The organism is Kribbella sp. DT2, from assembly GCF_049844575.1.
Taxonomy (GTDB): domain Bacteria; phylum Actinomycetota; class Actinomycetes; order Propionibacteriales; family Kribbellaceae; genus Kribbella.
Genome location: NZ_JBNCLH010000009.1, coordinates 66,444 through 90,353, shown reverse-complemented (window position 1 = coordinate 90,353; position 23,910 = coordinate 66,444). Strand labels below are relative to the sequence as shown.

Here is a 23,910-nt window from a genome sequence, read left to right as displayed (position 1 = left end):
GAACGGAGAACTGTCGGTCCCACCTGATCGAATGGAGGTCATGTCCAGGTTCCGGATGTACCCGACTCCAACGCAGCACGCCGCGTTGCTGGAACAGTGCGCCCACGCCAGATATGTGTGGAACCTGGCACTCGAACAATGGTCGATGTGGACGCGCGACAAAGGAGCGACGCCGGGCTACGTCGAGCAATGCCGGCAGCTGACCGAGGCGCGGGCCGCATTCGACTGGTTGCGGTCCGGGTCGCAGACCGTCCAGCAACAAGCACTGCGCGATCTCCGTCAGGCGATCATCACCTTCTACACGGGGACTCGCCGGCGACCCACATGGCGCAAAGCGGGCATCCGCGAGGGGTTCCGCATCGTCGGCCAACAGTCGTCGCGGATCGTCAAGCAGAACCGTAGATGGGGAGCAGTGAATGTCCCGAAGGTCGGCTGGGTCCGCTTCCGCCTGTCCCGCGCCGTTCCCGCAGCGAAGTCCTACCGCGTAACGCTTGATCGCGGGGGTCGCTGGCACATCGCGGTCGCCGCCATCCCGCCGCCGGTCCCCGGACCTGGCACAGGTGAGGTCGTCGGAGTGGACCGCGGGGTGACGGTATCCGCTGCGCTGTCCACTGGTGAGCTGCTGACGTGCCCGGGGCTGTCGAAACGCGAGCAGAAACGGCTCAAGTTCCTGCAACGCCGCTTGGCCCGTTGCGTACGCGGCTCCCAACGGTCTCGGCTGGTGAGGGCTGCGATCGCCCAGCTGCACGTCCGGGCTGCTGATCGTCGCAAGGATTGGGTCGAGAAGACGAGTACCACCCTCGCGCGACGATTCGACGTCATCCGGGTGGAGGACCTGCGCATCGCCGTCATGACGCGGCGTCCCAAGCCCAAACCCGACCCCGGTCGGCCAGGCGCCTACCTGCCCAACCGTCGTCGCGCCAAGGCGGGACTCAACCGCAGCATCCTGGCCAACGGCTGGGGCGCCTTGGTCCGCCGTCTGGAACACAAGGCTGCCGGACGAGTCGAGAAGGTCAATCCTGCGTACACGTCGCAAACCTGCGGTGTCTGCAGGCATCGCGCACCGGAGAACCGCAAGAGCCAAGCGGTCTTCCGGTGCGTAGCCTGTGGCCATCAGGCCAACGCTGATGTGAACGCGGCCGTCAACATCGCGGCCGGACAGGCCGTCAGCGCATGCCGAGAGACGCCCACCAGGGTCTCGTCGAAGCGTGAACCTCAACACACTACCTTCGTGTAGTAGTTGGAATCCTCGGCCGGTCACGGGCGGGGACGATGTCAATTGAACGTGGAGTAGAGCGCCTGGACGCCGGTGTACTTCGACACCCGGGGCTCGATCTTGGCCGAGTGCAGGTAGGCGTTCTGCTTGGCGTACAAGGGGATCAGCGGCAGGTCCTCGAGCGCGATGTCCTCGGCCTGCTGGTAGAGCTTGACCGCTTTGTCCTGGTCCGGCTCGGCGTCGCCCTTGGCCAGTACGGCGTCGAGCGCGGGGTTGGCGTAGCCGGCGAAGTTGGCGTCACCCGACGACTTGAACATCGGCGTCAGGTAGTCCTCGATCGACGGGTAGTCGTGGCCCCAGCCGGAGAAGCGCAGCCCGTCGAGCTTACGGGTGTCGGCCAGCGTGGTGATCTCCGAGCCCTGCTTGCCGGTGTACTTCACCTCCAGGCCGAGGTTCTGGCGCAGCATGTTGCCGATCGCCTCGGCGAAGATCTGGCCGGTCGCGGAGGTGGTGTTGTAGTTGATGTTCAGCGGGCCGGAGAAGCCGCCGGCCTCCTGGAGCAGCTGCTTGGCGGCGGTCGCGTCGAACCCGCAGTACTTGCAGGCGTCGGCCCGGTAGCCGTTGATGTCCGGGGCGATCAGGCCGCTGGACGGCGTCGACAGGCCGACCAGGTCGGCCATCGCCTTGCGGTCGATCGCCATCGAGATCGCGTGCCGCAGCTTGGGGTTCTTGAACCGCGCGTCCCAGGCCGGGATGGTCAGGTAGTTGGCGCCGGAGCTCTCGGCCGTCACCCAGCCGTCGGGGGCGTCGGTCTTGAAGGTCTTCACCTTGGTCGGCGGAACGTCGACGAAGTCGACCGTGCCGGCCAGGAACTCGTTGTACGCCGTGTCGGCGTTCGGGATGAACCGGTAGGTCAGCGCATCGGCCTCGGGCGCGCTCGGGCCCTTGTAGCCGTCCCACTTGACCAGCTTGATGTCGTCACCGGGGTTCCAGGCGCCGTCCAGCTTGAACGGGCCGTTGCCGATCGGCTTGCGCTTGTAGGCGTCGGGGTCCTTGCGGACCTCCTCCGGCAGCGGCGCCAGGCCGAGGTACTGCAGGGTCAGGCCGAACTGGGAGAACGGCACCTTGAGCTTCACCGAGAAGGTCAGCTCGTCGACCAGCTTCAGCCCGCTGAGCGTCTTGACCGAGGTCGGCTTCGGGGTCGCGCCGTCCGGCGTCGGCGGGTTCAGCGCCTCGTAGCCCTCGACCTTGGAGAAGAACCCGTTGTTCTTCCAGGCCGTCGAGCCCTGGGCGGTCAGGTTCCAGCTGTCGACGTAGTCCTTGGCGGTCAGCTTCTGGCCGTTCTGGAACGTGTTGCCCGGCTTCAGCTTGACCGTCCAGGTCTGGCTGGCCTTGTCCGGCGTGACCGAGTCGGCAAGCACGTTGACGGTCTTGCCGGTGCCCGGGTCGGTGGCCACCAGCGGCGCGAACATCGCCTGGGCGACCTGGATCCCCGGGCTGCCGTTCTCGTTCAGCGGGTTGATGTACTCCAGCGGGTCGGCGGCGATCGCGATCACCGCGCTCTTGGCCCCGCCTCCCGCGCCGTCCCCGCTGCCGCTGCCTCCGTCACCGCAGGCACCGAGCACCAGGGCGAGCCCCAGCGACACCCCCACAACACCAGTCACACGTCGCACGGTCGAACCAACTTCCTCGGCGGAGGGCCGCTAGGGCGGGCGGATGTGGTCGCCATGTTGGCTGGTCGTTACTGCGCATGTCAACGTTGTCAGCAACAAAAATCATGCGCGTAACAAACGCGTTACTTAGCGGAACAGACGACAAGACCTCAGAGCACCCGGTACAGTCCCAGGCGTCCACCTCGACCTTAGCCCGGCCGAAGGGCCCAAGTCATCAGACCACAGCTCACTTTCTCATCTGGTCCCGAAACATCCGCGCGAACCGTCCGTCGGCCGCCGCGAGCAGCTCGTCGTACCGGCCCTGCTGGACCACGGCGCCGTCGTCGAGCACGTAGATCCGGTCCATCGCGCGCAGCGTCCAGGCCCGGTGGGACACCACGACGGTGATCCGCTCGTGCCGGGTACGGCGCAGTTCGGAGAAGATCTCCCGCTCGGCCTCGGCGTCGATCGCCGACGTCGGCTCGTCGAGGATCCAGACGCCGGCGTCGCGCAGGTAGATCCTGGCCAGCGCGAGCCGCTGCCACTGGCCGCCGGAGATTCCGGTCCCACCCCACTGCTGGCCGAGCTGGGCGTCCAGACCCGAAAGCCGGCTGGTGAAGGCATCGGCCTCGCCCGAGACCAGCGCACGCCGTACGGCGTCGTCGGTGACCGGACCGGGCGCGCCGAGCGCGACGACGTCACGCAGGCTGAACTCGAACTTCCCGAACTCCTGCACCAGCAGGCCGAAGTGCCCGAGCCGTTCGCTCTCGGTGAGTGCGGCGGCATCCTGTCCGTCGATCAGCACACGCCCCGACGACGGCTTCAGCATGCCGACCAGCGCGCCGACCGCGGTTGTCTTGCCCGCGCCGTTGACCCCGACCAGCGCGATCATCTCGCCGCGCTCAGCGTGGATCGAGACGTCATGCAGCGCCGGCCGGTCGGCACCGGGATAGGTGTAGCCGACACCTTCGAGCTCGATCGATTCCACCGACCGCACGACCACCTGCGGCTCGGCCGGCGGGACCGAGGCGACGAAGCGGCGGTAGATCCGGACCTGCGGCGTCGCCGTGATGATCGTGCCGAACGCGTACCCACACAGGCGAATCGCGTTCAGCCCCGAGATCGTCCCGGCGACGGCGGCCGCCGTACCGGCTCCTGAGGCTCCGCCCCGCACGAGTGCGACGAGCGCTCCACCGAAGAGGGCGGCGGTCGCCAGTGCTGCCGCGAACTCCCACAGCATCGCCGAGCCGATCATCCGGTCCAGCACCTTGGTCGCCTCGGTGCGTCGGCCGGCGATCAATTCCGCGACTTTCCCGCCCGTGCCCAGCACCGCCAGTTCGGTCCCCGACCGTTGCTGGACGAGCTGCTCGGTCGCGTACGCCGCCCGCCGGTCCGCCGCGGCGACCACCGGCCACCCGCGCGCCTCCATCCGCGAGATGCCGGTGAACGCCAGCACGGTCGGCACCAGCGCGGCCAGGATCAGAAGACCCGACACCGGGTTGATCTCCCACACCACGGCACACAGCACCACCGAGGTCACGCCGGCTCCGAGCACCTGCAGGGTCCGGCCCGCCACCACGTCCATCACCGCGGTGGCCGCCTGGGCGGCTTCCAGGTCCGTCGTCACATCGGCCCGGGCCAACCGGCTCGGCGCCAGCCGCGCGGCGGCGTGCGCCAGGTCCACGCGGTACCGCAGCCGGAGCCGCAGACCCATGCGTTGCGTCGCCGCCAGCCCGATCTGCCCGAGCGGGTACATCCCGCCGACGACCGCCGTCAGCCCGGCCAACGAGCCCCACGAGGGCCGTCCGGCCGACAGCCCGTCGACCAACCGTTCCAGGAACACCACCTGCGCCGCGGGCAACGCGGCCTGCGCCAGCAGGAGAACCGCCGACACCACCAGCCAGCCGCGCGCCCACCGCGCGGCGTCGCTCAGCGACTCGGTGGCAGTACGGACGGAGTCCCGGAGGGCTTCACGGGTCGACAGGCCGGACATGCAGGTCCTCTTTCATCGCAGGCCGAAGTCCCAGCCGGCGAACCGGCGGGGACACGAAGGCCGCTAAGTGCGATGTGATTCTGTTCAGCGAATCCAGAGGCAGATAACGAGTGACGTATCGCCGGCGACGATACGCCACTCAGAGGTCGAACTGGCGAGTGTCCTCGTCGTACGGGCCCATCACCGTGAGGGCCGGAGTACCGGCGTACAGCTCGGTGGCGAGCTGGTGCACGTCGTCCAGCGTGACCGCGTCGATCCGGTCGAGGATCTCGTCGACGGTCGGCAGTTCGCCGTACACGAGCTCGGCCTTGGCGATCCGGGTCATCTTGGCGCCGGTGTCCTCCATGCCCATCACGACCGAGCCGCGCATCTGGCCCTTGCCGCGGAGCAGCTCGTCGGGCGTGATGTCACCGGCCGCGAGCGTGCTCAGCTCGGCCCGGACCACCTCGAGCACCTCCGGCGCCTTCTTCGGCAGGCAGCCCGCGTAGACCCCGACCATGCCCGAGTCCGCGTACGCCGAACCGAAGGTGAACACCGAGTACGCCAGGCCGCGCTTCTCGCGGACCTCCTGGAACAGCCGCGACGACATCCCGCCGCCGACGATCCCGTGCAGCACGCCGGCGACGTAGCGCCGCTCGTCGTTGCGCACCAGCCCCGGCATCCCGAGCACCAGGTGCGCCTGCTCGACGTCGCGGTGGTGAACCTGCACTCCCCCGTACGTCGGAAGCCTGCGCCCCGATCCGACCCGGACCGGCGCGGGCTCGGCCTCGCCGGTGGCCCAGTGCCGCTCGAACGCCTTGCGGACAAGGCGAACGACGTCGGCGTGCTCGACGTTGCCGGCCACCGAGACGACGATGTTCTCGGGACGGTAGCGGCGCCGGTACCAACCGATCACCTGACGGCGGGTCAGCCCGGCCACCGACTCCGGCGTACCGGTGATGGAGCGGCCGAGCGGGGTCGGCCCCCACAGCTGCTCGGCGAACAGGTCGTGGATGTGGTCGGACGTCTCGTCGGCGTGCATCGCGATCTCCTCGTCGATCACGTCACGCTCGGACTCCACGTCCTCCGGGGTCAGCGTCGCCGAGGTGATCATGTCGCAGATCACGTCGACGGCCAGCGGGAGGTCGGAGTCCAGCACCCGCGCGTAGTAGCAGGTGTACTCCTTGCCGGTGAAGGCGTTCATCTCGCCGCCGACGGCGTCCAGCGACGCGGAGATCTCCAGCGCGTCGCGGCGCTCGGTGCCCTTGAACAGCAGGTGCTCGAGGAAGTGCGTGGCGCCGGACAGGTGCACCGGTTCGTCGCGCGAACCGACCCCGACCCACACGCCGAAAGTGACCGAGCGGAAGCCCGGCACGGACTGGGAGAGCACGCGGAGCCCGGAGGGCAGGACGGTCCGTTTGACGGGACCGCCCTCCTCCGGGCTCAGCAACGTGCTAGTGGTAGCTCGACTCACTCGGCGGCAGCGGCCTCGGTGTCGTCGGCCTTCTCGTCGGCCTTGTCGCCGTCTTCGCCCTCGATGACCGGGATCAGCGACAGCTTGCCCCGGTCGTCGATCTCGGCGATCTCGACCTGCAGCTTCTGGCCGACCGACAGCAGGTCCTCGACCGCCTCGACCCGCTTGCCACCGGCCAGCGGACGCAGCTTCGAGATGTGCAGCAGACCGTCCTTGCCCGGCAGCAGGCTGATGAACGCCCCGAAGTTGGTCGTCTTCACGACCGTGCCCAGGTAGCGCTCGCCCTTCTCCGGCATGGTCGGGTTGGCGATCGCGTTGATCATCGCGCGCGCCGCGTCGGCCGAGGGGCCGTCCGTCGCACCGATGTACACCGTGCCGTCGTCCTCGATGGAGATGTCGGCGCCGGTCTCGTCGGTGATCTGGTTGATCATCTTGCCCTTCGGGCCGATGACCTCTCCGATCTTGTCCACAGGGACCTTCACGGAGATGACCCGCGGCGCGAACTCGCTCATCTCACCCGGCGCGTCGATGGCCTTCGACATCACGTCCAGGATGGTCAGGCGGGCTTCCTTGGCCTGGGTCAGCGCACCGGCCAGGACGCTGGCCGGGATGCCGTCCAGCTTGGTGTCCAGCTGCAGGGCGGTGACGAAGTCCTTGGTACCGGCGACCTTGAAGTCCATGTCGCCGAACGCGTCCTCCGCGCCCAGGATGTCGGTCAGCGCGACGTACTCGATCTCGCCGTTGACCTCACCGGAGATGAGGCCCATCGCGATGCCCGCGACCGGCGCCTTCAGCGGCACACCGGCCGACAGCAGCGACAGCGTCGAGGCGCAGACCGAACCCATCGAGGTCGAGCCGTTCGAGCCGAGCGCCTCGGAGACCTGGCGCAGCGCGTACGGGAAGTCCTCGCGCGACGGCAGCACCGGGACCAGGGCACGCTCGGCGAGCGCGCCGTGACCGATCTCGCGACGCTTCGGCGAACCCACCCGGCCGGTCTCACCGGTCGAGTACGGCGGGAAGTTGTAGTTGTGCATGTAGCGCTTGCGCGTCTCCGGGGAGAGCGTGTCGAGCTGCTGCTCCATCCGGAGCATGTTCAGCGTGGTGACACCCATGATCTGGGTCTCGCCGCGCTCGAAGATGGCCGACCCGTGCACGCGCGGCAGCACCTTGACCTGCGCCTTGAGCGGGCGGATGTCGGCCAGACCGCGACCGTCCATCCGGATCTTCTCGGTCAGCACGCGGTTGCGGACGAGCTTCTTGGTGAGCGAGCGGAACGCTGCGGACAGCTCCTTCTCGCGGCCCTCGAAGGACTCGGCCAGCTTGGCGACCACGGCGGCCTTGACGGCGTCGGTGGCGTCGTCGCGGTCGTGCTTGCCGGTGATCGCGAGGGCCTGGGTCAGCTCCTCGGTCGCCTCGGCCTCGACGGCCGCGAACGCGTCGTCCTGGTAGTCCGGGAAGACCGGGAACTCGCCGGTCGGCTTGGACGCGGCGGCGGCCAGCGCCGACTGCGCCTCGACCAGGGTCTTGATGAAGCCCTTCGAGGCCTCGAGGCCCTCGGCCACGATCTCCTCGGTCGGCGCCTGCTTGCCGGCGGCAACGGCGTCGAAGGTGCCCGGGGTGGACTCGGCCTCGACCATCATGATCGCGACGTCACCGGTGTCGGTGACACGACCCGCGACCACCATGTCGAACACGGCGTCCGCGAGCTCGGTGTGGGTCGGGAACGCGACCCACTGCTTGTCGATCAGCGCGACGCGGGTGGCGCCGATCGGGCCCGAGAACGGCAGCCCGGCGATCTGGGTGGACATCGACGCGGCGTTGATCGCCAGTACGTCGTACAGCTTGTCCGGGTTGAGCGCCAGGACCGTGATGACGACCTGGATCTCGTTGCGCAGGCCGGACACGAACGACGGCCGCAGCGGGCGGTCGATCAGCCGGCAGGTCAGGATGGCCTCCTCGGAGGGACGACCCTCACGACGGAAGAACGAGCCCGGGATGCGGCCGGCGGCGTACATCCGCTCCTCGACGTCCACCGTCAACGGGAAGAAGTCGAACTGCTCCTTGGGCTTCTTGCTGGCCGTGGTGGCCGAGAGCACCATCGTGTCGCCGTCGAGGTAGGCGGCGGCGGAGCCGGCGGCCTGCTGGGCCAGACGGCCCGTCTCGAAGCGGATGGTGCGGGTGCCGAAGCTGCCGTTGTCGATCACGGCTTCGGCGTACTGTGCGCCCTCCATGGGCGCGTTGGTGGATCCCGACACGGGATACCCCTCTCTCACTTGAGACGACGTGAGGCGCGGGCTCCGGGGGTGTGCCGGTCTTCGATCGAGGCTCGCGGGTCGTTGTCGTCCCGAAAGCCACTACCGAGGACCGGTCGTCGTCCCGGTACGCGGGTCGCGTCGTCTCGTTGTCGTTTTAGCTCTTCAGTTGTGCCACGCCAAGCCGGTTCCGGCCGGGGCATGGATACGCGAGAAGCGGCCACCAGGGTGCGGTGGCCGCTTCTCACGACGTCATCGGCGCAGACCGAGCCGCTCGATCAGGGAGCGGTAACGGCTGATGTCCTTCTTCGCCAGGTAGTTCAGCAGCCGGCGGCGCTGACCGACCAGGAGCAGCAGACCACGACGGCTGTGGTGGTCGTGCTTGTGCTCCTTCAGGTGCTCGGTCAGGTCGGCGATGCGGTGCGTGAGCAGCGCGACCTGGACCTCGGGGGAACCGGTGTCGCCCTCGGTCAGGGCGTACTCGCCGATGATCTTCTTCTTCGCCTCAGGATTGGCAGACGACACTATTGATCCTCTCGATGTCCGTTGCGCGGCGCACCGGGGCTTAGGTCACCCGGGCACTCTCGATCCGCGGCCGTTCAGACGGCAGCAGCCAGGGTATCAGCCTGTGGACAGGCCGCCCTAATCACCCGGAGCGACCGGGGTGTCCCCGGTCAGCAGCCGCCGCGCCTGGTCCACGTCGGTCTTCATCTGGACCAGCAGCGCCTCGATCGTGTCGAACCGGATCTGCGAGCCGCGCAGCCGGGCGACGAAGTCCACCGCGACCCGGGACCCGTACAGCTCCAGGTCGTCACGGTCCAGCACGTACGACTCCACCCGCCGGTCGATCCCGTCGAACGTCGGGTTGCTGCCGACGCTGATCGCGGCCGGAAACGCCGCGTCGTACGCCGGAGTGCCCGGCGCCGGGTCGAGCACGCGCAGCCACCCGGCGTACACGCCGTCGAGCGGGATCGCGGAACCGGACTCGGCCGGGATGTTCGCCGTCGGGTAGCCGAGCTCGCGGCCCCGCTTGTCGCCCTCGATCACCGTGCCGGTGACCCGCAGCGGGCGACCGAGCGCGACGGCGACCTTCTCGACGTCACCGGCCGCGATCAGCTCCCGGATGTACGTCGACGACCACGGCTGGTCCTCACCGCGCAGCGCGAGGCCCTCGACCTCGAACCCGGCCGCGGCGCCCGCCTCGACCAGGGTGTCGACGTGCCCGGCGGCCTTGTGGCCGAAGCGGAAGTTCTCGCCGACCACGACGGCCTTCACGTGCAGGGTGCCGACCAGGACACGGTCGATGAACTCCTGCGGGGACCAGTTCGACGTCTCCTTGTCGAACGGCAGGATCAGCACCGCGTCGGCACCGGCGTCGCAGAGCAGCCGGGCCCGCTCCTCCGGCTCGCTGATCGTCGCCGGCGCCTTGTCGGGGCGCAGCACGGCCATCGGGTGCGGGTTGAAGGTGAGCGCGACCACCGGCAGGCCACCGAGCTGCTCGGCCCGCGCACGGGCGTGCGCCAGCACCTCCTGGTGGCCGCGGTGCACGCCGTCGAAGTTGCCGATGGTGACGACCGACGGACCGTAGTCAGGGCCCACCTCGTCCAAACCGTGCCAGACACGCATAGGCAGAAGGATTCCACGAAAGGTCCGGGCCTGGTGCACCAGGTCCCCGGTCACCCCTTGTAATCGGCCAGTGACTCAACTTACTGTGGGCCGCACTGCCACTTCTCCGGAGGTCACGTGAAGCTTTCCCGTGCAGTCGCCGCGTTCACCGCGCTGGCCACGATCGGCGCGGTGTCCGTCGCCGGCCCGGCCCAGGCCGCCGCACCGGACCGGTCCCCGGTCGCCCCGAAGGCGTCGTACAGCAAGTACGTCGCGCTCGGCGACTCCTACACCTCCGCACCGCTGGTGCCGCTGCCGGAGCTGCTCTCGCTGGGCTGCCTGCGCTCGACCAGCAACTACCCCAAGCAGCTCGCCGCGATGCTGCACATCTACCGCTTCACCGACGTCAGCTGCGGCGGCGCCGACACCACCCACATGACCACGCCGCAGAGCACGCCGCTGGGTGTGGCCGCGCCGCAGTTCGACGCGCTGACCCCGGACACCGACCTGGTCACGGTCGGGATCGGCGGCAACGACTTCGGTGTCTTCGGCCGGATCATCGACACCTGCCCGAAGCTGCGCGACAGCGACACCACGGGCGCGCCCTGCAAGCAGCACTTCACCGTCGACGGGGTCGACACGCTGAAGGCGGACATCACCAAGACGCAGACCCGGATCACCGCGGTCGTCAAGGCGGTCAAGGTGAAGGCGCCGAAGGCGACCGTGGTACTGATCGGCTACCCGAAGATCGCGCCGGAGAAGGGCACCTGCCCCGCGATCCTGCCGTTCGCCGACGGCGACTACGGCTACCTGTACTCGATCGAGCAGGCGCTCAACAAAGCGGTCGAGGGCGCGGCCAAGGCGGCCGGCGCGCAGTACCTCGACACCTTCGGACCGTCCACCGGCCACGACGCCTGCGCCCCCGACGGCCAGGCCTGGATCCAGGGCAAGGACCTCAACCTGCTGCGGGCGTTCAACTACCACCCGCGGTTCGAAGGTCAGGCCGGCGTCGCGCTGCTGACCTACAAGTTGCTGTCCGGCACACCGGCGACGGTGACGGCCGACGAGCAGGCCCGGTTCGCGCGGCAGGCCCGCGAACTCAGCACCAAGGCCCAGAACACTCCCCTGCCACAGGCCTACCAGGCCTCCCTGAACCGCCTACGGACCGGCGCGCAACGCTGACCCTTTCCAATCCGTACGGCGGACGCCGGGCCGACCCACTTCACGCGTGGGCCGGCCCGGCGCTTTCGTGTCCGGCCCCGCGCTCGCGGCCGAGCAGGCCCGCGCGGCACCCGGCCCGCCGGTTCAGCCGAGCGCGGCGCTGAGCTCGGTGAGCGCCTGGCCCAGCGGGAGGTCGATCCGGTGGGTGGCCAGCGGGTCTCCCCGGGTGATGCCGTGGTTGATGATCAGGACCGGCTTGCCGGCCTTGGCGGCGTACCGGACGAAGCGGAAGCCCGACATCACGGTGAGGGACGAGCCGAGGACGAGCATCGACTCGGCCTGGTCGATCTGCTGGTAGCAGCGGTCGACGCGCGGTTTCGGGACGTTCTCGCCGAAGAAGACGACGTCCGGCTTCAGCAGCGGGGAGCCGCAGTTGCGGCACGGGACGAGGTGGAACTCGCGGACCGTCTCCTCCGGCAGGTCGACGTCGCCGTCGGGGTTGATCCGCAGCGCCTCGCCCTCGAAGTCCGGGTTGGCCGCGCGAAAGCGGCGGTCGAGCTCCTCGCGTGCGCTCGTGTCGCGGCAGGCCAGGCAGATCACGCGATCCAGGTTTCCGTGCAGCTCGATCACGTCGCGCGCGCCGGCCGCCTGGTGCAGGCCGTCGACGTTCTGGGTGATCACGCCACTCAGGTAGCCGCGCGCCTGCAGCGTCGCGACCGCGCGGTGCCCGGCGTTCGGATCGGCCCGCGCGATGGTGCGCCAGCCGAGGTGGCTGCGCGCCCAGTACCGCCGGCGGCCGGCCTCGCTGCCGACGAAGTCGCCGTACGTCATCGGTGTGTGCGTCCGCAGACTGCCGGTCGCACCGCGGTAGTCCGGGATGCCCGACTCGGTCGAGATCCCCGCTCCGGACAGTACGACGGCACCGCCGGCCGCCACCGCGTCGATCACCGGCGCGAGATCCGCCGTACCGGGCGCGAGCGCCAGCACCTCAGGACCGGGGGTCCAGCTCAACGTAGGTCGGGAACGCACCCCTCCAGCCTACTGACCGCGCTCGACCCCGAGCGTGGCGATCAGATCCTCGTGCAGCTCGAACCAGACCGTGTGGCAGGAGTCCTTGCCCGATCCGTCCACCCAGGTGTTGTCGCGCGGCACCCGACCCAGCGCGTCCGCGAACCGCAGGTCGTACCCACCCAGCCGCTCCAGTACGCCGGCCAGCCGCGCCACCAGCTCGTCGAGCCGCAGACTCAGCGCCGTCAGCGTCTTCAGCACCCGCGCGTCCCAGGCCGGATCGGTGTGGTCGTTGAACGCCATCGGATCGTCCTGCGACGGCCGCAATTGCCAGTCCGTGCACGCCTGCTGCAGCCGCGCGTTGAGCGGCAGGAACTCCTGGTAAACCTCCCGCAGTACGGCGTCGCCCGCCTCCTGGCGCTCGACCGCCAGCCGTCGCTCGTTCTCCGCCCGCCCCGCCGGTGTGAGCGACCAGCCCCCGGCCCCGGCGAACTCGCTCCACGTCACCCAGCCGTAGGCCTGATAGTCGAGCAGCAGCTCCCGCGCCACTGCCCGATCGAGCGCGAACCTGGCGGCGACGGTCTGCTCGTCCCCCATCCCCTTCAGCCGTACGGCGTGCAGCGTCAGCAGCTCAGGCGACGACGAGCTGCTCATGACTCGTCCCGCCGTACCCGGCCGAGCTGACCCGGCAGCTGGTCGGACGGCCGGCCCGACGGCTGGTCGGTGCGCGCCAGCAGCCGGTCCAGCCGCTGCTGCGAGGCCTGCGGCGAGTTCAGCCCCTGTGCCTGTGCCATCTGCACCCACGTCAGCCCCAGCCCCCGCGCCGCGAACAGCAGCCCCGTCTCCAGTTGATCGATCTCCGCCCGCGCCGCCGACAGCAACTGCAGCGCGGCCAGCGCGGCCTCCTTGTCGTGGCCCTTCCACAGGAAGAACTGGATCAGATCAACCGCCGACGGCGGCACCGGTCCTGGCTGCCACGGGCGCCGGTCCAACTCGTCAGCGCCCAGGTCAAGGAGTTGCTGCCGAGCGTGACGTTCCCGAGAGGCGTCGGCCTGATCGTTGCTTTGCACCCCCGAACGGTCCATCATCAACAGACTGTTGTCAATATTCTGTTGAAAGGTGTGTCCAGTGCTGCATGGAAGACCTGCCAGTGCCGGTACGGCGTCCGGCCCCGCCCGGATCGTCCGAGGCCCCGACGACTTCGACCGCGTGCGCCGCGGCGACGTCCTCATCTGCCGGTTCACCGACCCGGCCTGGACTCCCCTGTTCGGCGTCGTCGCGGCCGTCGTCACCGAGATCGGCGGTCCGCTCTCCCACGCGGCCATCGTCGCCCGGGAACAGCGGATCCCCGCGGTCGTCGGCGTCGCCGAGGCAATGAGCGTCCTCGTCGACGGCACCCCCACCACGGTCGACGGCACAGCCGGAACCGTGGCCAACTGCTGAGCCTCCTCCACACCTGGCCCCCTTTCACGACTGCTCCCTTGTTGCACGACTGCCGCGATACATCGAAGCAGTCGTGCAACAAGGGAGCAGTCATCGGTCAAGGCGTCCGCGGGGTGGGCCCGGGCGGACGGGCGGGGACCCGGGCCGGGCGTACGGGTACGGGGGACCGGACCGGACGTACGGGGAGCGGACCGGCAGGGACCGGCCCCGCGCGACCGGCCCCGCGGGGACGGACGAGGACGGCCCTGCGTTCAGCCGACGAAAACCGCGCTCGGCTTGGCCAGCGGGCCGTGCGGCGCGTACAGCGCCAGGAACGTGCCGTCCGGCGCGAACATCGCCGTCTCGCCGTCGGTCAGCTTGAGACCGGCGAGCGGCCGCCCGGTACGGATGGCCACTTCCTGGTCGGCGTCCGCGTCGAAACGCGGGAACGTCTCCGCCGCCACGTCCGCGATCGGCAGCAGCACGAACTCCTCGCCCAGCTCCTCGAGCGTGTGGGCCGACGCCATCGCGAACGCGCCCACCCGGGTCCGCCGCAAGGCCGTCAGGTGTCCCCCGACGCCCAGCTGCGCGCCGAGGTCACGCGCCAGGGCCCGGATGTACGTCCCGCTCGAGCAGTCGACCGAGATGTCGATCTCGATGCCCTGCTCGGTCCGGCGGATCTCCAGTACGTCGTACCGGCTGATCGTCACCGTGCGGGCCTTGAGCTCGACCTCCTCGCCGGCCCGGACCCGTTCGTAGGCGCGTTTGCCGTCGACCTTGATCGCCGACACCTTCGACGGGATCTGCGAGATCTCCCCGCGGTAGTCCTCGACCGCCGCGGCGATCGCCTCGTCGGTCACCGTCGCCAGCGCCTCAGGCGTGGCGGTGGTCTCCAGCGAGCCCTCCCGGTCGTCGGTCGTCGTGGTCGCCCCGAGCAGCACCGTCGCGTCGTACGACTTGTCGGCCAGCTGCAGGTGCCCGAGCAACCGGGTCGCCCGGTTGACCCCGACGACCAGGACGCCGGTCGCCATCGGGTCGAGCGTGCCGGCGTGCCCGACCTTGCGGGTGCCGGCCAGCCGCCGGACGCGGGCGACCACGGTGTGCGAGGTCAGCCCGGCCGGCTTGTCGACGACAACGATGCCGTCGGCAACGATCGGTTCACTCGTCGTCGTCGTCATCGTCCTCGCGGCGCTTGTACGGGTCGGCGTCGCCGGCCGGCTTGGCGCCCGCGGCCGCCTTGGCCACCTCGGCGTCGGCCTGCCGGGCCTTGGCCAGCAGCTCCTCGATCTGGCCCGCCGTCTCCGGGATCGCGTCGAGGTAGAACGCCAGGCTCGGCGCCCGGCGCAGGCCCAGGGCCTTGCCGACCTCGCTGCGGATCAGCCCGCGGGCCGACTCCAGCGCGGCCGCCGTGGCGGCGCGCGCCTGCTCGTCGCCGTACACGGTGTAGAAGACGCTGGCCTCGCCGAGGTCGGCGGTCAGCTTGGCGTCCGTCACGGTCACGAAGCCCAGCCGCGGGTCCTTGACCCGGCGCTCGAGCAGTTCCGCGACCAGGACCTGGATCCGGTCGGCCAACTGCTTCGCCCTTGCTTCACCCATCCGGGCTCACTCCCTCATTCATGCGTAACGTCCGGAGCGGCGGCTGTGACACCGCCGCTCCGGACGTTACTCCGCGAACCTGCCGCCGGGATCGATGGATCCCGGCGTACGGCCCTTTGTCAGCTGCGGGGCTTCTCCCGCAGCTCGAACGACTCGACGATGTCGCCGATCTTGATGTCGTTGAAGTTGTTCACCGTCAGACCACACTCGAAGCCCTCGCGGACCTCGGACGCGTCGTCCTTGAACCTCTTCAGCGACGACAGCTCGCCGTTCTCGACGATCACCGCACCGTCGCGGATCAACCGGATCTTGCCGTTCCGGCGGACCAGCCCACTGGTCACCCAGCAACCGGCGATGTTTCCGACCTTCGAGGAGCGGAAGATCTCGCGGATCTCCGCCTGGCCCAGCACGACCTCTTCGTAGATCGGCTTGAGCATGCCCTTCAGGGCCGCCTCGATGTCGTCGATCGCGGAGTAGATCACCGAGTAGTACCGGATGTCGACACCCTCGCGCTCGGCCACGTCGCCGGCCTTGCCCGCCGGCCGCACGTTGAAGCCGATGATGACGGCGTCGGAGGCCATGGCCAGGTTGACGTCGTTCTCGTTGATCGCACCGACGCCACGGTCGATGACGCGCAGGTTGACCTCGTCGTCGATCTCGATCCGGACCAGGGCGTCTTCCAGCGCCTCGACCGAACCGGACACGTCGCCCTTCAGGATGAGCAGCAGTTCCTGCGTCTCGCCCTTCTCCATCGAGGCCATGAAGTCCTCGAGGGTACGACGTGCGCGCCGCTTGGCGTTGGCCGCCGCACGAGCCCGTGCCTCACGCTTCTCAGCGATCTGGCGAGCCATCCGGTCGTCGTCGACGACAAGGAACTTGTCGCCGGCGCCCGGTACGGCGGTCAGACCGAGGACCAGGACCGGACGCGCCGGCGTGGCCTCCTCGACCGCGTTGCCGTGCTCGTCCAGCATCAACCGGACCCGGCCGTACGCCGGACCGGCCACCATCGAGTCGCCGACCCGCAGCGTTCCGCGCTGCACCAGCACGGTCGCCACCGGACCACGGCCCTTGTCGAGGTTCGCCTCGATCGCGATGCCCTGGGCCGGCATGTTCGGGTTGGCCCGCAGGTCGAGCGCCGCGTCCGCGGTCAGCACGACACTCTCGAGCAGCCCGTCGATGTTGATCCGGGACTTCGCCGAGACGTCGACGAACATCGTGTCGCCGCCGTACTCCTCGGGGACCAGGCCGTACTCGGTCAGCTGACCGCGCACCTTGGTCGGGTCCGCCGCGGGGACGTCGATCTTGTTGACCGCGACCACGATCGGCACACCGGCCGCGCGGGCGTGGTTCAGCGCCTCGATCGTCTGCGGCATCACGCCGTCGTCGGCCGCGACCACCAGGATGACGATGTCGGTGGCCTGCGCACCACGAGCACGCATGGCGGTGAACGCCTCGTGACCCGGGGTGTCGACGAAGGTGATGGCGCGCTCGACGCCGTCGACCTCGGTGGTCACCTGGTAGGCACCGATGTGCTGGGTGATGCCACCGGCCTCCTTGGCGACGACGTTCGCCGAGCGGACGGCGTCCAGCAGCTTGGTCTTACCGTGGTCGACGTGACCCATCACGGTCACGACCGGCGGCCGCTTGACCAGGTCGGTCTCGTCGCCCTCGTTGGTGCCGAAGTCGATGTCGAACGACTGCAGCAGCTCGCGGTCCTCGTCTTCCGGGGACACGATCTGCACGTCGTACTCGAGCTCGGTGCCGAGCATCTGCAGGGTTTCCTCGTTGACCGACTGGGTCGCGGTCACCATCTCACCGAGGTGGAACAGCACCTGCACCAGCGACGCCGGATCCGCGCCGACCTTCTCGGCGAAGTCCGTCAGCGAGGCACCACGGGCGAGCTTGACGACCTCGCCACCACCGTGACGGACGCGCACGCCGCCGACGGCCGGAGCCTGCATGTTGTCGAACTCCTGGCGCTTCGCGCGCTTGGACTTGCGACCACGACGGGCCGGACCACCCGGACGCCCGAAGGCACCCTGTGTTCCGCCACGGCCCCGGTTGCCCGGGCCCGGACGACCGCCGCCACCACCGGGGGGACCGCTCGGGCCACCACCGGGACGGAAACCGCCGCCACCGCCACCGCCGCCACTGCGCGGACCGGCACCCGGTCCACCCGGACCGCCGCCGCCACCGGGGCGACCGCGACCGCCACCGCCGCCACCCGCCGGAGCGGACGGGCGACCGGTGAAGGTGCCTGCGGACGACTTCGGCATCATCGCCGGGTTCGGCCGGGGAGCACCCGGTACGCCGCCCGAGCGCGGACGGTCGTTACCGCCGCCGCTGCGGGCCTGCGGCGGACGCGGGGGCATGCCGGCCGGGCTCGCGCCTGCCGGTGCCTGCGAACCGCCACCACCCTGACCCGGACGGGCGCCACCGCGCTGCATGCCCTGGGTCGAGCTGAACGGGTTGTTGCCCGGACGCGGAGCACCCGGACGGGGACCACCAGGTCCACCGGCCGCGGGTCCACCCGGACGACCGCCACCGGGACGCGGGGCGCCACCCGGACGGGGAGCACCACCGGGACGCGGCGCGGAGCTCGAGCCCGGACGGTCGGAGCCACCCGGACGGTCGGAACCACCCGGACGCGGGGACGAACCCGGACGCGGACCGGCGCCCGGCGTACCGGGACGCGGTGCCGGACGGGAGTCCTCACGCGGCGCACGAGCAGCCGGAGCCTCGGCGGCCGGCTCCTGCGTCGGCTGGCCGGACGAAGCCGGAGCCTCCGACGCGGCCGGAACCTCGACCGGAGCGGCCGGAGCCACCGGGGCAGCGGCCTGCGCGGCCGGAGCCTCGAAAGCCGGCTCGGTGGTCGCCGGAGCGGCCGGAGCCTCGGTACGCGGACCTGGCCGGGGGCCAGGACGCGGGCCCGGACGAGCCGGTGCCGGGGTGGCACTGGCCGCGGCGGGTGCGCTGGTCTCCTTGGCCGGAGCCTCGGTGACCGGAGCAGCCGGAGCTTCCGCCGCGGGGGCGGAGACCTCGGGAGCCTTCGGTGCTGCCGGGGCCGGAGCGGCCTCGGCGGCCGGCGCGCTGGGGCGCTCGGCGGGTGCCGCGGGGGCAGGGGTTGCCTTCGGCGCGGCGGACTCCGCCGGGGTGACCGGAGCGGTCGCCTGCGGCGCAGCGGACGTGCTGGCGGCGGCCTTCTTGGCCGCGCGCTTCTTCGGCGGGTTCTTCTCGAACTCCTCCGCCAACCTACGGACCACGGGGGCCTCGATCGTCGAGGATGCCGATCGGACGAACTCTCCCATGTCGTTCAGCCTGGTCAGTACGACCTTGCTGGTAACTCCGAGCTCTTTCGCGAGCTCGTAGACCCGGACCTTTGCCACTACTCTCCCTCTGGGTCCGAGCCTTGGGGGCGCGGACCGTTAGTTGACGTACATGCTCATCGCAGTGCACTCATCGCTGTGTATCCATCACTTTTGGACACTCATCGAGTAGTCATGAGTCGATGACCCGCCTTCATGTCGTCACGGCGGTTGCCGTGGGCGGCCCTGGTGGCCGCACTTGGTGCTGCTCGGTGGTGCTACTGCTTCTCGACCTGTGCCCGCAACAGACTCAGGTCAAGCGGCCCCTGGACCCGGAAGGCCCTCGGAAACGCTTTGCGCCGCTCGGCGAGGTCGAGGCACCCGGTCACCGGGTGCAGGTGCGCCCCACGGCCAGGTGCTCGATGCGCGGGATCCGGGAGGACACGTCCTCCGGACACCGTCATCCGCAGCAAGCCGGTCGGACTGTCCCGTTTCCGACACCCGATGCAGGTACGCTCCCGAACCTTCTCAGGGCGCGCGTCCGCGGTTTCTGTCACAGTTCCTCAGGGTGTGGTGACGACTCAGTCGACCGACCGAGAAGTCAGTCTACCTTCTCGTCCCCACGAGTCACATCGGTATCCGGCCGGATGTCGATCCGCCACCCGGTGAGCCGGGCGGCCAGGCGGGCGTTCTGCCCTTCCTTGCCGATCGCCAGCGACAGCTGGTAGTCCGGTACGACGACCCGCGCGGCGCGTGCCGCGGCGTCGACGACCTCCACCGAGGAAACCTGCGCCGGCGACAGCGCATTCCCGACGAAGGTCGCCGGGTCGTCGCTGTGGTCGATGATGTCGATCTTCTCGCCGTGCAGCTCGTGCATGATGTTGCGCACCCGCTGGCCCATCGGGCCGATGCAGGCGCCCTTGCCGTTGACCGAGGGGTTCAGCGTGCGGACCGCGATCTTGGTCCGGTGGCCGGCCTCGCGGGCGATCGCGGTGATCTCGACGGTGCCGTCGGCGATCTCCGGCACCTCCAGCGCGAACAGCTTCTTGACCAGGTTCGGGTGCGTGCGCGAGACCGTGATCTGCGGGCCCTTGAAGCCCTTGCGGACCCCGACCACGTAGACCCGCAGCCGCGAGCCGTGCTCGTACTTCTCCCCCGGCACCTGCTCCGGGGCCGGCAGCACGGCCTCGATCTTGCCCAGGTCGACCATCACCGACCGCGGGTCGCGGCCCTGCTGGACGATGCCGGACACGATGTCGCCCTCCTTGCCGGAGAACTCGCCGTAGCGCACCTCGTCCTCGGCGTCGCGCAGCCGCTGCAGGATCACCTGCTTGGCGGTGGTCGCCGCGATCCGGCCGAAGTCGGCCGGGGTGTCGTCGAACTCGCGGACCAGGTTGCCCTCGTCGTCCATCTCGCGGGCCGTCACCGTGACGTGCCCGCTCTTGCGGTCCAGCTCCGCACGGGCGTGCTGCTGGGCGCCCTCGGTCTTGTGGTACGCGACCAGCAGGGCCTGCTCGATCGCCTCCACCACGACGTCGAAGGCGATGTCCTTCTCCCGCTCCAGCGAGCGCAGGACGGCCATGTCGATGTCCATCAGTTCTCCTCCACCGTGCCGTCAGCAGCGCCGGCGTCGTCTTCAACGTTCTCGTCGGGGGTTTCTTCGTCGTCGTCCTTGGTGGCCGGACGGTTGAACTCGATCTGGATCTTGGCCTTGGCCACGTCGGCGAACGTCACCGTGCGGGTCCGGCCCTTGACGTCGAGCTCGGCGGTCTCGTCGGAGACCGTGGTGATCCGGCCGGTGACCTTGTCACCGCTGATCATCGTGACCGCGACCAGGCGGGTCAGGTTGCGCCGCCAGTGCCGCGGCTGCGTGAGCGGCCGGTCGACCCCGGGGCTGGAGACCTCCATCGTGTAGGCGCCGCCGCCCATGATGTCGTCGGCGTCCAGCGCCTTGGAGATCGCGCGAGTGACCTCGGCGACGTCGTCCAGGCTGATCCCGCCGTCGCGGTCGATCAGCACCCGCAACAGGCGGCGCTTCCCGGCCTGGGCGATCTCGGCGTCCTCCAGGTCGCAGCCGAACTGCGCGACGATCGGCCGGAGAAAGTTCTCGAGGCTCGTGGTGTCCGTGTGGTCAGTCTTTCGGCTCACAGGTAAACCTGCCTCTCTCCAGTTGTGCACCCGTTCTGCCCCGATCCGCAGGGCAGTAGCCCACCTTATCCGGCCCACGACGTTGTCCTGACCAACGGCTCGACGCAGCCGCGGAGCCGATAAGGTTTCGGCCATGCCCGCAGCCTCCTTCCCCCTGTCGCGCCGTGCTGCCCTGCGGACCGTCGCGGCGGTAGCGGGTGCCGCCGTGCTGGTCAGCGGGTGCGACGACGACAAGCCGGCCACCGGTACGCCGGGAGCTTCGGAGGGCCCGGACGGCTCGGTGCAGCCGCCCGCGCCGAGCACCGACCCGCAGACCGTGACCGCCCTGACCGCCGCGGGCACCCAGATCGCACAGCTGGCTCTGCGTGTCAGCTCGGCGGGTCAGACGCTGCCCGCGTTGCGCGGTCAGTTGGCCGTCGCCGTCCAGAGCCACGCCGCGCACTCCGCCAAGCTGAAGGAGCTCGCCGGCACCGAGCCGCCGCAGCCCGGCAAGCTCCCACCGCTGCCGAAGGCTTCGGCCGCCGTACTGGCTGATCTGGCGGCGTGGGAGCAGAAGCTGTCCGTCGCTCATGCCACCGCGGCCGGCAAGCTCAGCGGCGAGGCCGCGCGGGTGCTGGCGATGATCGCCGCCTCCGAAAGCCAGCTCGCTGCCACCCTGACTCCCAAGAAGAAGGCCAGTACGTGACCGAGCTGGAAGCTCTGCAGGCGGCGATCGCCGGTGAGCACGCTGCCCTGTACGGCGTGGGCGTGGCCGGCGGGAAACTCAGCGGTGCCCGGTTCACCGCGGCGACCACTCTGTACGAGCGGCACCGGTCCCGGCGCGACCAGCTGACCGAGCTGCTGATCGAGAGCGGCCAGACCCCGGCCGCGGCCGAACCGGCGTACGACCTGCCCCAGCCGGTCACCAGCGCGGCCACCGCGTCGGCCCTGATCCTCGGCCTCGAGCGCCGGCTGGCCGCCGTGTACGGCGACCTGGTCGAGACCGCCGAGCAGGACCGGACGAGGACCTTCGCCATCCAGGCACTGATCGCGACGTCGCGTGAGCAGCTGTCCTGGGGCGGCAAGCCGGCGGCGTTCCCCGGGCAGGTCTGACCAGGTTCAACCAACCGATCGCTTTCCGTGCCTGAACCAGCACGGAATGCGGTCGGAGCGAGTGCGCAACGAATGATTTCCGGTGCGGTTACGCCTTTTGGGGAATTCGTTGCGTACTCCCCTTTACTCCGAGCGTGACCTTCCCTATATTTTCGGCCACGGAGACTGGGGGGTCGCCGGGTTTCACCTACGCCGTACGCCGCCGCGTGCTGCTCGGGTGCTCATCCAAGGCTGAATACGCGTCTTGTCCGTACCTTCATTTCCGCACACTTCTCGAGCCGCGCGCACACGCGGCTACGGAGGGTAGTGAAGCATGCGTACATTCGATCTGGTCACCGGCGAGAGCCTTTTCGTGAACGATCTTCGCGTGGTCCGGTGGGAGCAGTACGGCCTCGGGTCCACGATGCCTTTCCAGGCGATGTGGTACTCCGTGCCTCCGGGCGACGAGAGCCCGATCGACCAGCACCCCGAGCTCGAACTGTCGATCGTCGTGGCCGGTACGGCGCACGTCCTGGTCGGCGGCACCGAGACCGAGGTCAGCCACGGCAACGCGTTCCTCCTGGACACCAAAGAAGCCCATGTCGTACAGAACAGGTCAGCTGACGAAGTACTGACCGTCTTCAGTGCTTACTGGCATCCTGTGACGGCCGACCATGACTGATCCGGTCACCGTCTTCACCTTTCCCCAACCGACCGTGAACGGCCCGCTGCACGTCGGCCATCTCTCCGGTCCCTACCTCGCGGCAGACATCGCCGCCCGGGCCGCGCGGGCCCGCGGCGAGCGAGTCGTCGTCACCAGCGGTCTGGACGTGCACCAGAACTACGTCCTGACCCGGGCCGAGCTGGAGGGCGTCGAGGTCGGCGTGATGATGGCCGACTTCCGGGCCGGGATGCAGGAGACCTACCAGCAGGCGCGCATCGGCTACGACCGCTTCAGCGACCCGCTGTCCGACGAGCACGCGCCGGTCATCCGCGACCTGATGAACCACCTGGTCACGAGCGGCGCGGCGGCACTGCGCGACGTCACCCTGTACGCCTGCGCGGACTGCGGTCGCACCCTGCACGAGTCCTACCTGAACGGCCTCTGCGGCGACTGCCACTCGCCGGCCGCCGGAGGCGCCTGCGAGGTGTGCGGTGGCTTCACCCACGTCGACACCATGGTCGATCCGGTCTGCGGCCGCTGCGGTGGCGTGCCGCGCCCGTTCCGGGCGATGGTGCCTGTGCTGCGGATGGAGGACTACCGCGAGCAGCTCACCGACGTCTGGCTGCGCGCCCAGCTGCCTCCCGCCGTACGGGCTCTGATCGGGCGGCAGCTGGCGGCCGGCCTGCCCGAGATCGCGCTGGCATACCCGACCAACTGGGGCATCGAGGGCGACCGGTCGCTGACCGGTCTGCGGATCGGGCCGTACACCGAGGTCGCGCTGACCGACCTCGCGAACATCGCCCGGGCCGTCGACCCGAGCGCCACCGACCTGCCCGGGTACCTGGCCGCGCTGGGCCGGGTGGACTCGCTGTGGCACTTCCTCGGTCTCGACAACGCGTACTGGTACGCCGTCTACTGGCAGGCCCTGTGGGCGGCCTGCGGAATGACCGAGCTGCCGCTTTCCGGTCTAGTCGTGAACGAGTTCTACACGCTCGACGGCGCGAAGTTCTCGACCAGCCGCAATCACGCCGTCTGGGCGAACGAACTGCTGCACAAGGAAGACCCGTCAATCGTTCGTTTGTATCTCGCCTGGGACCGCCCGGACCGGTATCGCAGCGATTTCACCTGGCATTCTTTTCAGGCCTTCGCCGACCGGGTGAAACCATTGCTGGCCGACGGAGTGGATGCTCCGCAAACGCTCGACCCGACGCTGGCCGAGCGCGAGCTGGCCCGTGGTGAGGCCGCTCTGCGCCCGGCGGGATTCGACCCGGCGCTGGCCGCGCGCAGCCTGATCGGTCTGCTCGAAGGAGGCGTCCGGGACACCGGTCACCTGCTGACGGCGCTGACCGGGACAGGCGAGTAAC

Annotated in this window: 22 protein-coding genes; 7 read left to right on the top strand and 15 right to left on the bottom strand. The window is 69.7% G+C overall.

Annotated features, from left to right (window positions below):
• Positions 1 to 40 precede the first annotated feature (40 nt).
• Positions 41 to 1,237: an RNA-guided endonuclease InsQ/TnpB family protein gene (locus ACLQ2O_RS32640; protein WP_425839352.1), complete on the top strand. Its 1,197-nt coding sequence runs from the start codon at positions 41 to 43 to the stop codon at positions 1,235 to 1,237.
• A 38-nt stretch (positions 1,238 to 1,275) separates the two neighbouring features.
• Here ACLQ2O_RS32640 and ACLQ2O_RS32635 read toward each other — a convergent pair whose 3' ends face one another.
• The 6 genes from ACLQ2O_RS32635 to ACLQ2O_RS32610 form a co-directional block, all read right to left on the bottom strand.
• The gene (locus ACLQ2O_RS32635; RefSeq protein ID WP_425839349.1) at positions 1,276 to 2,880 is read right to left on the bottom strand and encodes an ABC transporter substrate-binding protein; all 1,605 of its coding nucleotides are present in this window, start codon (positions 2,878 to 2,880) and stop codon (positions 1,276 to 1,278) included.
• Positions 2,881 to 3,115: 235 nt separating this feature from the next.
• On the bottom strand, positions 3,116 to 4,861 hold the full coding sequence (locus tag ACLQ2O_RS32630) for an ATP-binding cassette domain-containing protein (protein WP_425839346.1): 1,746 nt from the start codon (positions 4,859 to 4,861) through the stop codon (positions 3,116 to 3,118).
• Positions 4,862 to 5,000: 139 nt separating this feature from the next.
• Positions 5,001 to 6,290, bottom strand: coding sequence for a M16 family metallopeptidase (locus ACLQ2O_RS32625; RefSeq protein WP_425839343.1), 1,290 nt, complete (start codon positions 6,288 to 6,290; stop codon positions 5,001 to 5,003).
• 20 nt (positions 6,291 to 6,310) lie between these two features.
• Positions 6,311 to 8,545: a polyribonucleotide nucleotidyltransferase gene (locus tag ACLQ2O_RS32620; protein ID WP_425839340.1), complete on the bottom strand. Its 2,235-nt coding sequence runs from the start codon at positions 8,543 to 8,545 to the stop codon at positions 6,311 to 6,313.
• A gap of 273 nt (positions 8,546 to 8,818) precedes the next feature.
• Complete coding sequence (rpsO, locus tag ACLQ2O_RS32615) at positions 8,819 to 9,091, bottom strand: 30S ribosomal protein S15 (protein ID WP_425839337.1); 273 nt, start codon at positions 9,089 to 9,091, stop codon at positions 8,819 to 8,821.
• Positions 9,092 to 9,208: 117 nt separating this feature from the next.
• A complete protein-coding gene (locus ACLQ2O_RS32610; protein ID WP_425839334.1) occupies positions 9,209 to 10,192 on the bottom strand; it encodes a bifunctional riboflavin kinase/FAD synthetase in 984 nt (327 codons plus the stop codon).
• A 117-nt stretch (positions 10,193 to 10,309) separates the two neighbouring features.
• On the opposite strand from ACLQ2O_RS32610, the gene ACLQ2O_RS32605 reads away from it, so the two are divergent.
• Positions 10,310 to 11,353, top strand: a complete 1,044-nt coding sequence (locus ACLQ2O_RS32605) for an SGNH/GDSL hydrolase family protein (protein ID WP_425839331.1) — start codon at positions 10,310 to 10,312, stop codon at positions 11,351 to 11,353.
• Positions 11,354 to 11,476: 123 nt separating this feature from the next.
• On the opposite strand, the gene ACLQ2O_RS32600 is transcribed toward ACLQ2O_RS32605, so the two are convergent.
• Genes ACLQ2O_RS32600 through ACLQ2O_RS32590 form a run of 3 tightly spaced genes read right to left on the bottom strand, consistent with a single transcriptional unit; the run spans position 11,477 to position 13,410 of the window.
• Positions 11,477 to 12,361, bottom strand: a complete 885-nt coding sequence (locus ACLQ2O_RS32600) for an NAD-dependent protein deacetylase (RefSeq protein ID WP_425839328.1) — start codon at positions 12,359 to 12,361, stop codon at positions 11,477 to 11,479.
• A gap of 9 nt (positions 12,362 to 12,370) precedes the next feature.
• A complete protein-coding gene (locus ACLQ2O_RS32595; RefSeq protein ID WP_425839326.1) occupies positions 12,371 to 12,994 on the bottom strand; it encodes a transcriptional regulator in 624 nt (207 codons plus the stop codon).
• Complete coding sequence (locus ACLQ2O_RS32590) at positions 12,991 to 13,410, bottom strand: hypothetical protein (protein WP_425839323.1); 420 nt, start codon at positions 13,408 to 13,410, stop codon at positions 12,991 to 12,993. Before ACLQ2O_RS32590 ends, ACLQ2O_RS32595 begins: the two co-directional genes overlap by 4 nt.
• A 58-nt stretch (positions 13,411 to 13,468) precedes the next feature.
• Between ACLQ2O_RS32590 and ACLQ2O_RS32585 the strand changes: the two genes are divergently transcribed.
• Positions 13,469 to 13,783, top strand: coding sequence for a PEP-utilizing enzyme (locus tag ACLQ2O_RS32585; RefSeq protein WP_425839321.1), 315 nt, complete (start codon positions 13,469 to 13,471; stop codon positions 13,781 to 13,783).
• A gap of 251 nt (positions 13,784 to 14,034) precedes the next feature.
• Here ACLQ2O_RS32585 and truB read toward each other — a convergent pair whose 3' ends face one another.
• From truB to rimP, 6 genes are all read right to left on the bottom strand, one after another.
• Positions 14,035 to 14,940, bottom strand: a complete 906-nt coding sequence (gene truB, locus ACLQ2O_RS32580; protein ID WP_425839318.1) for a tRNA pseudouridine(55) synthase TruB — start codon at positions 14,938 to 14,940, stop codon at positions 14,035 to 14,037.
• Complete coding sequence (gene rbfA / locus ACLQ2O_RS32575) at positions 14,921 to 15,358, bottom strand: 30S ribosome-binding factor RbfA (protein WP_425839315.1); 438 nt, start codon at positions 15,356 to 15,358, stop codon at positions 14,921 to 14,923. The genes truB and rbfA overlap by 20 nt, the downstream gene beginning before the upstream one ends.
• A 119-nt stretch (positions 15,359 to 15,477) precedes the next feature.
• A complete protein-coding gene (infB, locus tag ACLQ2O_RS32570) occupies positions 15,478 to 18,744 on the bottom strand; it encodes a translation initiation factor IF-2 (RefSeq protein WP_425839313.1) in 3,267 nt (1,088 codons plus the stop codon).
• Positions 18,745 to 18,941: 197 nt separating this feature from the next.
• The gene (locus tag ACLQ2O_RS32565) at positions 18,942 to 19,220 is read right to left on the bottom strand and encodes a YlxR family protein (protein ID WP_425839311.1); all 279 of its coding nucleotides are present in this window, start codon (positions 19,218 to 19,220) and stop codon (positions 18,942 to 18,944) included.
• A 44-nt stretch (positions 19,221 to 19,264) separates the two neighbouring features.
• The gene (gene nusA, locus ACLQ2O_RS32560; RefSeq protein WP_425839308.1) at positions 19,265 to 20,257 is read right to left on the bottom strand and encodes a transcription termination factor NusA; all 993 of its coding nucleotides are present in this window, start codon (positions 20,255 to 20,257) and stop codon (positions 19,265 to 19,267) included.
• Positions 20,257 to 20,811 (bottom strand): ribosome maturation factor RimP, encoded by a 555-nt coding sequence (gene rimP / locus ACLQ2O_RS32555; protein ID WP_425839305.1) that lies wholly within the window; start codon positions 20,809 to 20,811, stop codon positions 20,257 to 20,259. The genes nusA and rimP overlap by 1 nt, the downstream gene beginning before the upstream one ends.
• Before the next feature lie 133 nt (positions 20,812 to 20,944).
• Between rimP and ACLQ2O_RS32550 the strand changes: the two genes are divergently transcribed.
• From ACLQ2O_RS32550 to ACLQ2O_RS32535, 4 genes are all read left to right on the top strand, one after another.
• Positions 20,945 to 21,496, top strand: a complete 552-nt coding sequence (locus ACLQ2O_RS32550; protein ID WP_425839302.1) for a cell division protein FtsK — start codon at positions 20,945 to 20,947, stop codon at positions 21,494 to 21,496.
• Complete coding sequence (locus ACLQ2O_RS32545) at positions 21,493 to 21,903, top strand: ferritin-like domain-containing protein (protein ID WP_425839299.1); 411 nt, start codon at positions 21,493 to 21,495, stop codon at positions 21,901 to 21,903. The genes ACLQ2O_RS32550 and ACLQ2O_RS32545 overlap by 4 nt, the downstream gene beginning before the upstream one ends.
• A 313-nt stretch (positions 21,904 to 22,216) precedes the next feature.
• Positions 22,217 to 22,564 carry a cupin domain-containing protein gene (locus ACLQ2O_RS32540; RefSeq protein WP_425839297.1) on the top strand — a complete coding sequence of 116 codons (348 nt, stop codon included), beginning with the start codon at positions 22,217 to 22,219 and terminating at the stop codon, positions 22,562 to 22,564.
• A complete protein-coding gene (locus ACLQ2O_RS32535) occupies positions 22,557 to 23,909 on the top strand; it encodes a class I tRNA ligase family protein (protein WP_425839294.1) in 1,353 nt (450 codons plus the stop codon). The genes ACLQ2O_RS32540 and ACLQ2O_RS32535 overlap by 8 nt, the downstream gene beginning before the upstream one ends.
• The last annotated feature ends 1 nt before the right edge of the window (position 23,910 follow it).

Excerpts from the sequence above, each read along its gene's own strand:
- ACLQ2O_RS32630 (WP_425839346.1), bottom strand. The coding sequence starts at position 4,861 with ATGTCCGGCCTGTCGACCCGTGAAGCCCTCCGGGACTCCGTCCGTACT.
- ACLQ2O_RS32640 (WP_425839352.1), top strand. The coding sequence starts at position 41 with ATGTCCAGGTTCCGGATGTACCCGACTCCAACGCAGCACGCCGCGTTG.
- nusA (WP_425839308.1), bottom strand. The coding sequence starts at position 20,257 with ATGGACATCGACATGGCCGTCCTGCGCTCGCTGGAGCGGGAGAAGGAC.
- ACLQ2O_RS32595 (WP_425839326.1), bottom strand. The coding sequence starts at position 12,994 with ATGAGCAGCTCGTCGTCGCCTGAGCTGCTGACGCTGCACGCCGTACGG.
- ACLQ2O_RS32620 (WP_425839340.1), bottom strand. The coding sequence starts at position 8,545 with ATGGAGGGCGCACAGTACGCCGAAGCCGTGATCGACAACGGCAGCTTC.
- ACLQ2O_RS32535 (WP_425839294.1), top strand. The coding sequence starts at position 22,557 with ATGACTGATCCGGTCACCGTCTTCACCTTTCCCCAACCGACCGTGAAC.
- ACLQ2O_RS32540 (WP_425839297.1), top strand. The coding sequence starts at position 22,217 with ATGCGTACATTCGATCTGGTCACCGGCGAGAGCCTTTTCGTGAACGAT.
- ACLQ2O_RS32610 (WP_425839334.1), bottom strand. The coding sequence starts at position 10,192 with ATGCGTGTCTGGCACGGTTTGGACGAGGTGGGCCCTGACTACGGTCCG.
- truB (WP_425839318.1), bottom strand. The coding sequence starts at position 14,940 with ATGACGACGACGACGAGTGAACCGATCGTTGCCGACGGCATCGTTGTC.
- rbfA (WP_425839315.1), bottom strand. The coding sequence starts at position 15,358 with ATGGGTGAAGCAAGGGCGAAGCAGTTGGCCGACCGGATCCAGGTCCTG.
- ACLQ2O_RS32550 (WP_425839302.1), top strand. The coding sequence starts at position 20,945 with ATGCCCGCAGCCTCCTTCCCCCTGTCGCGCCGTGCTGCCCTGCGGACC.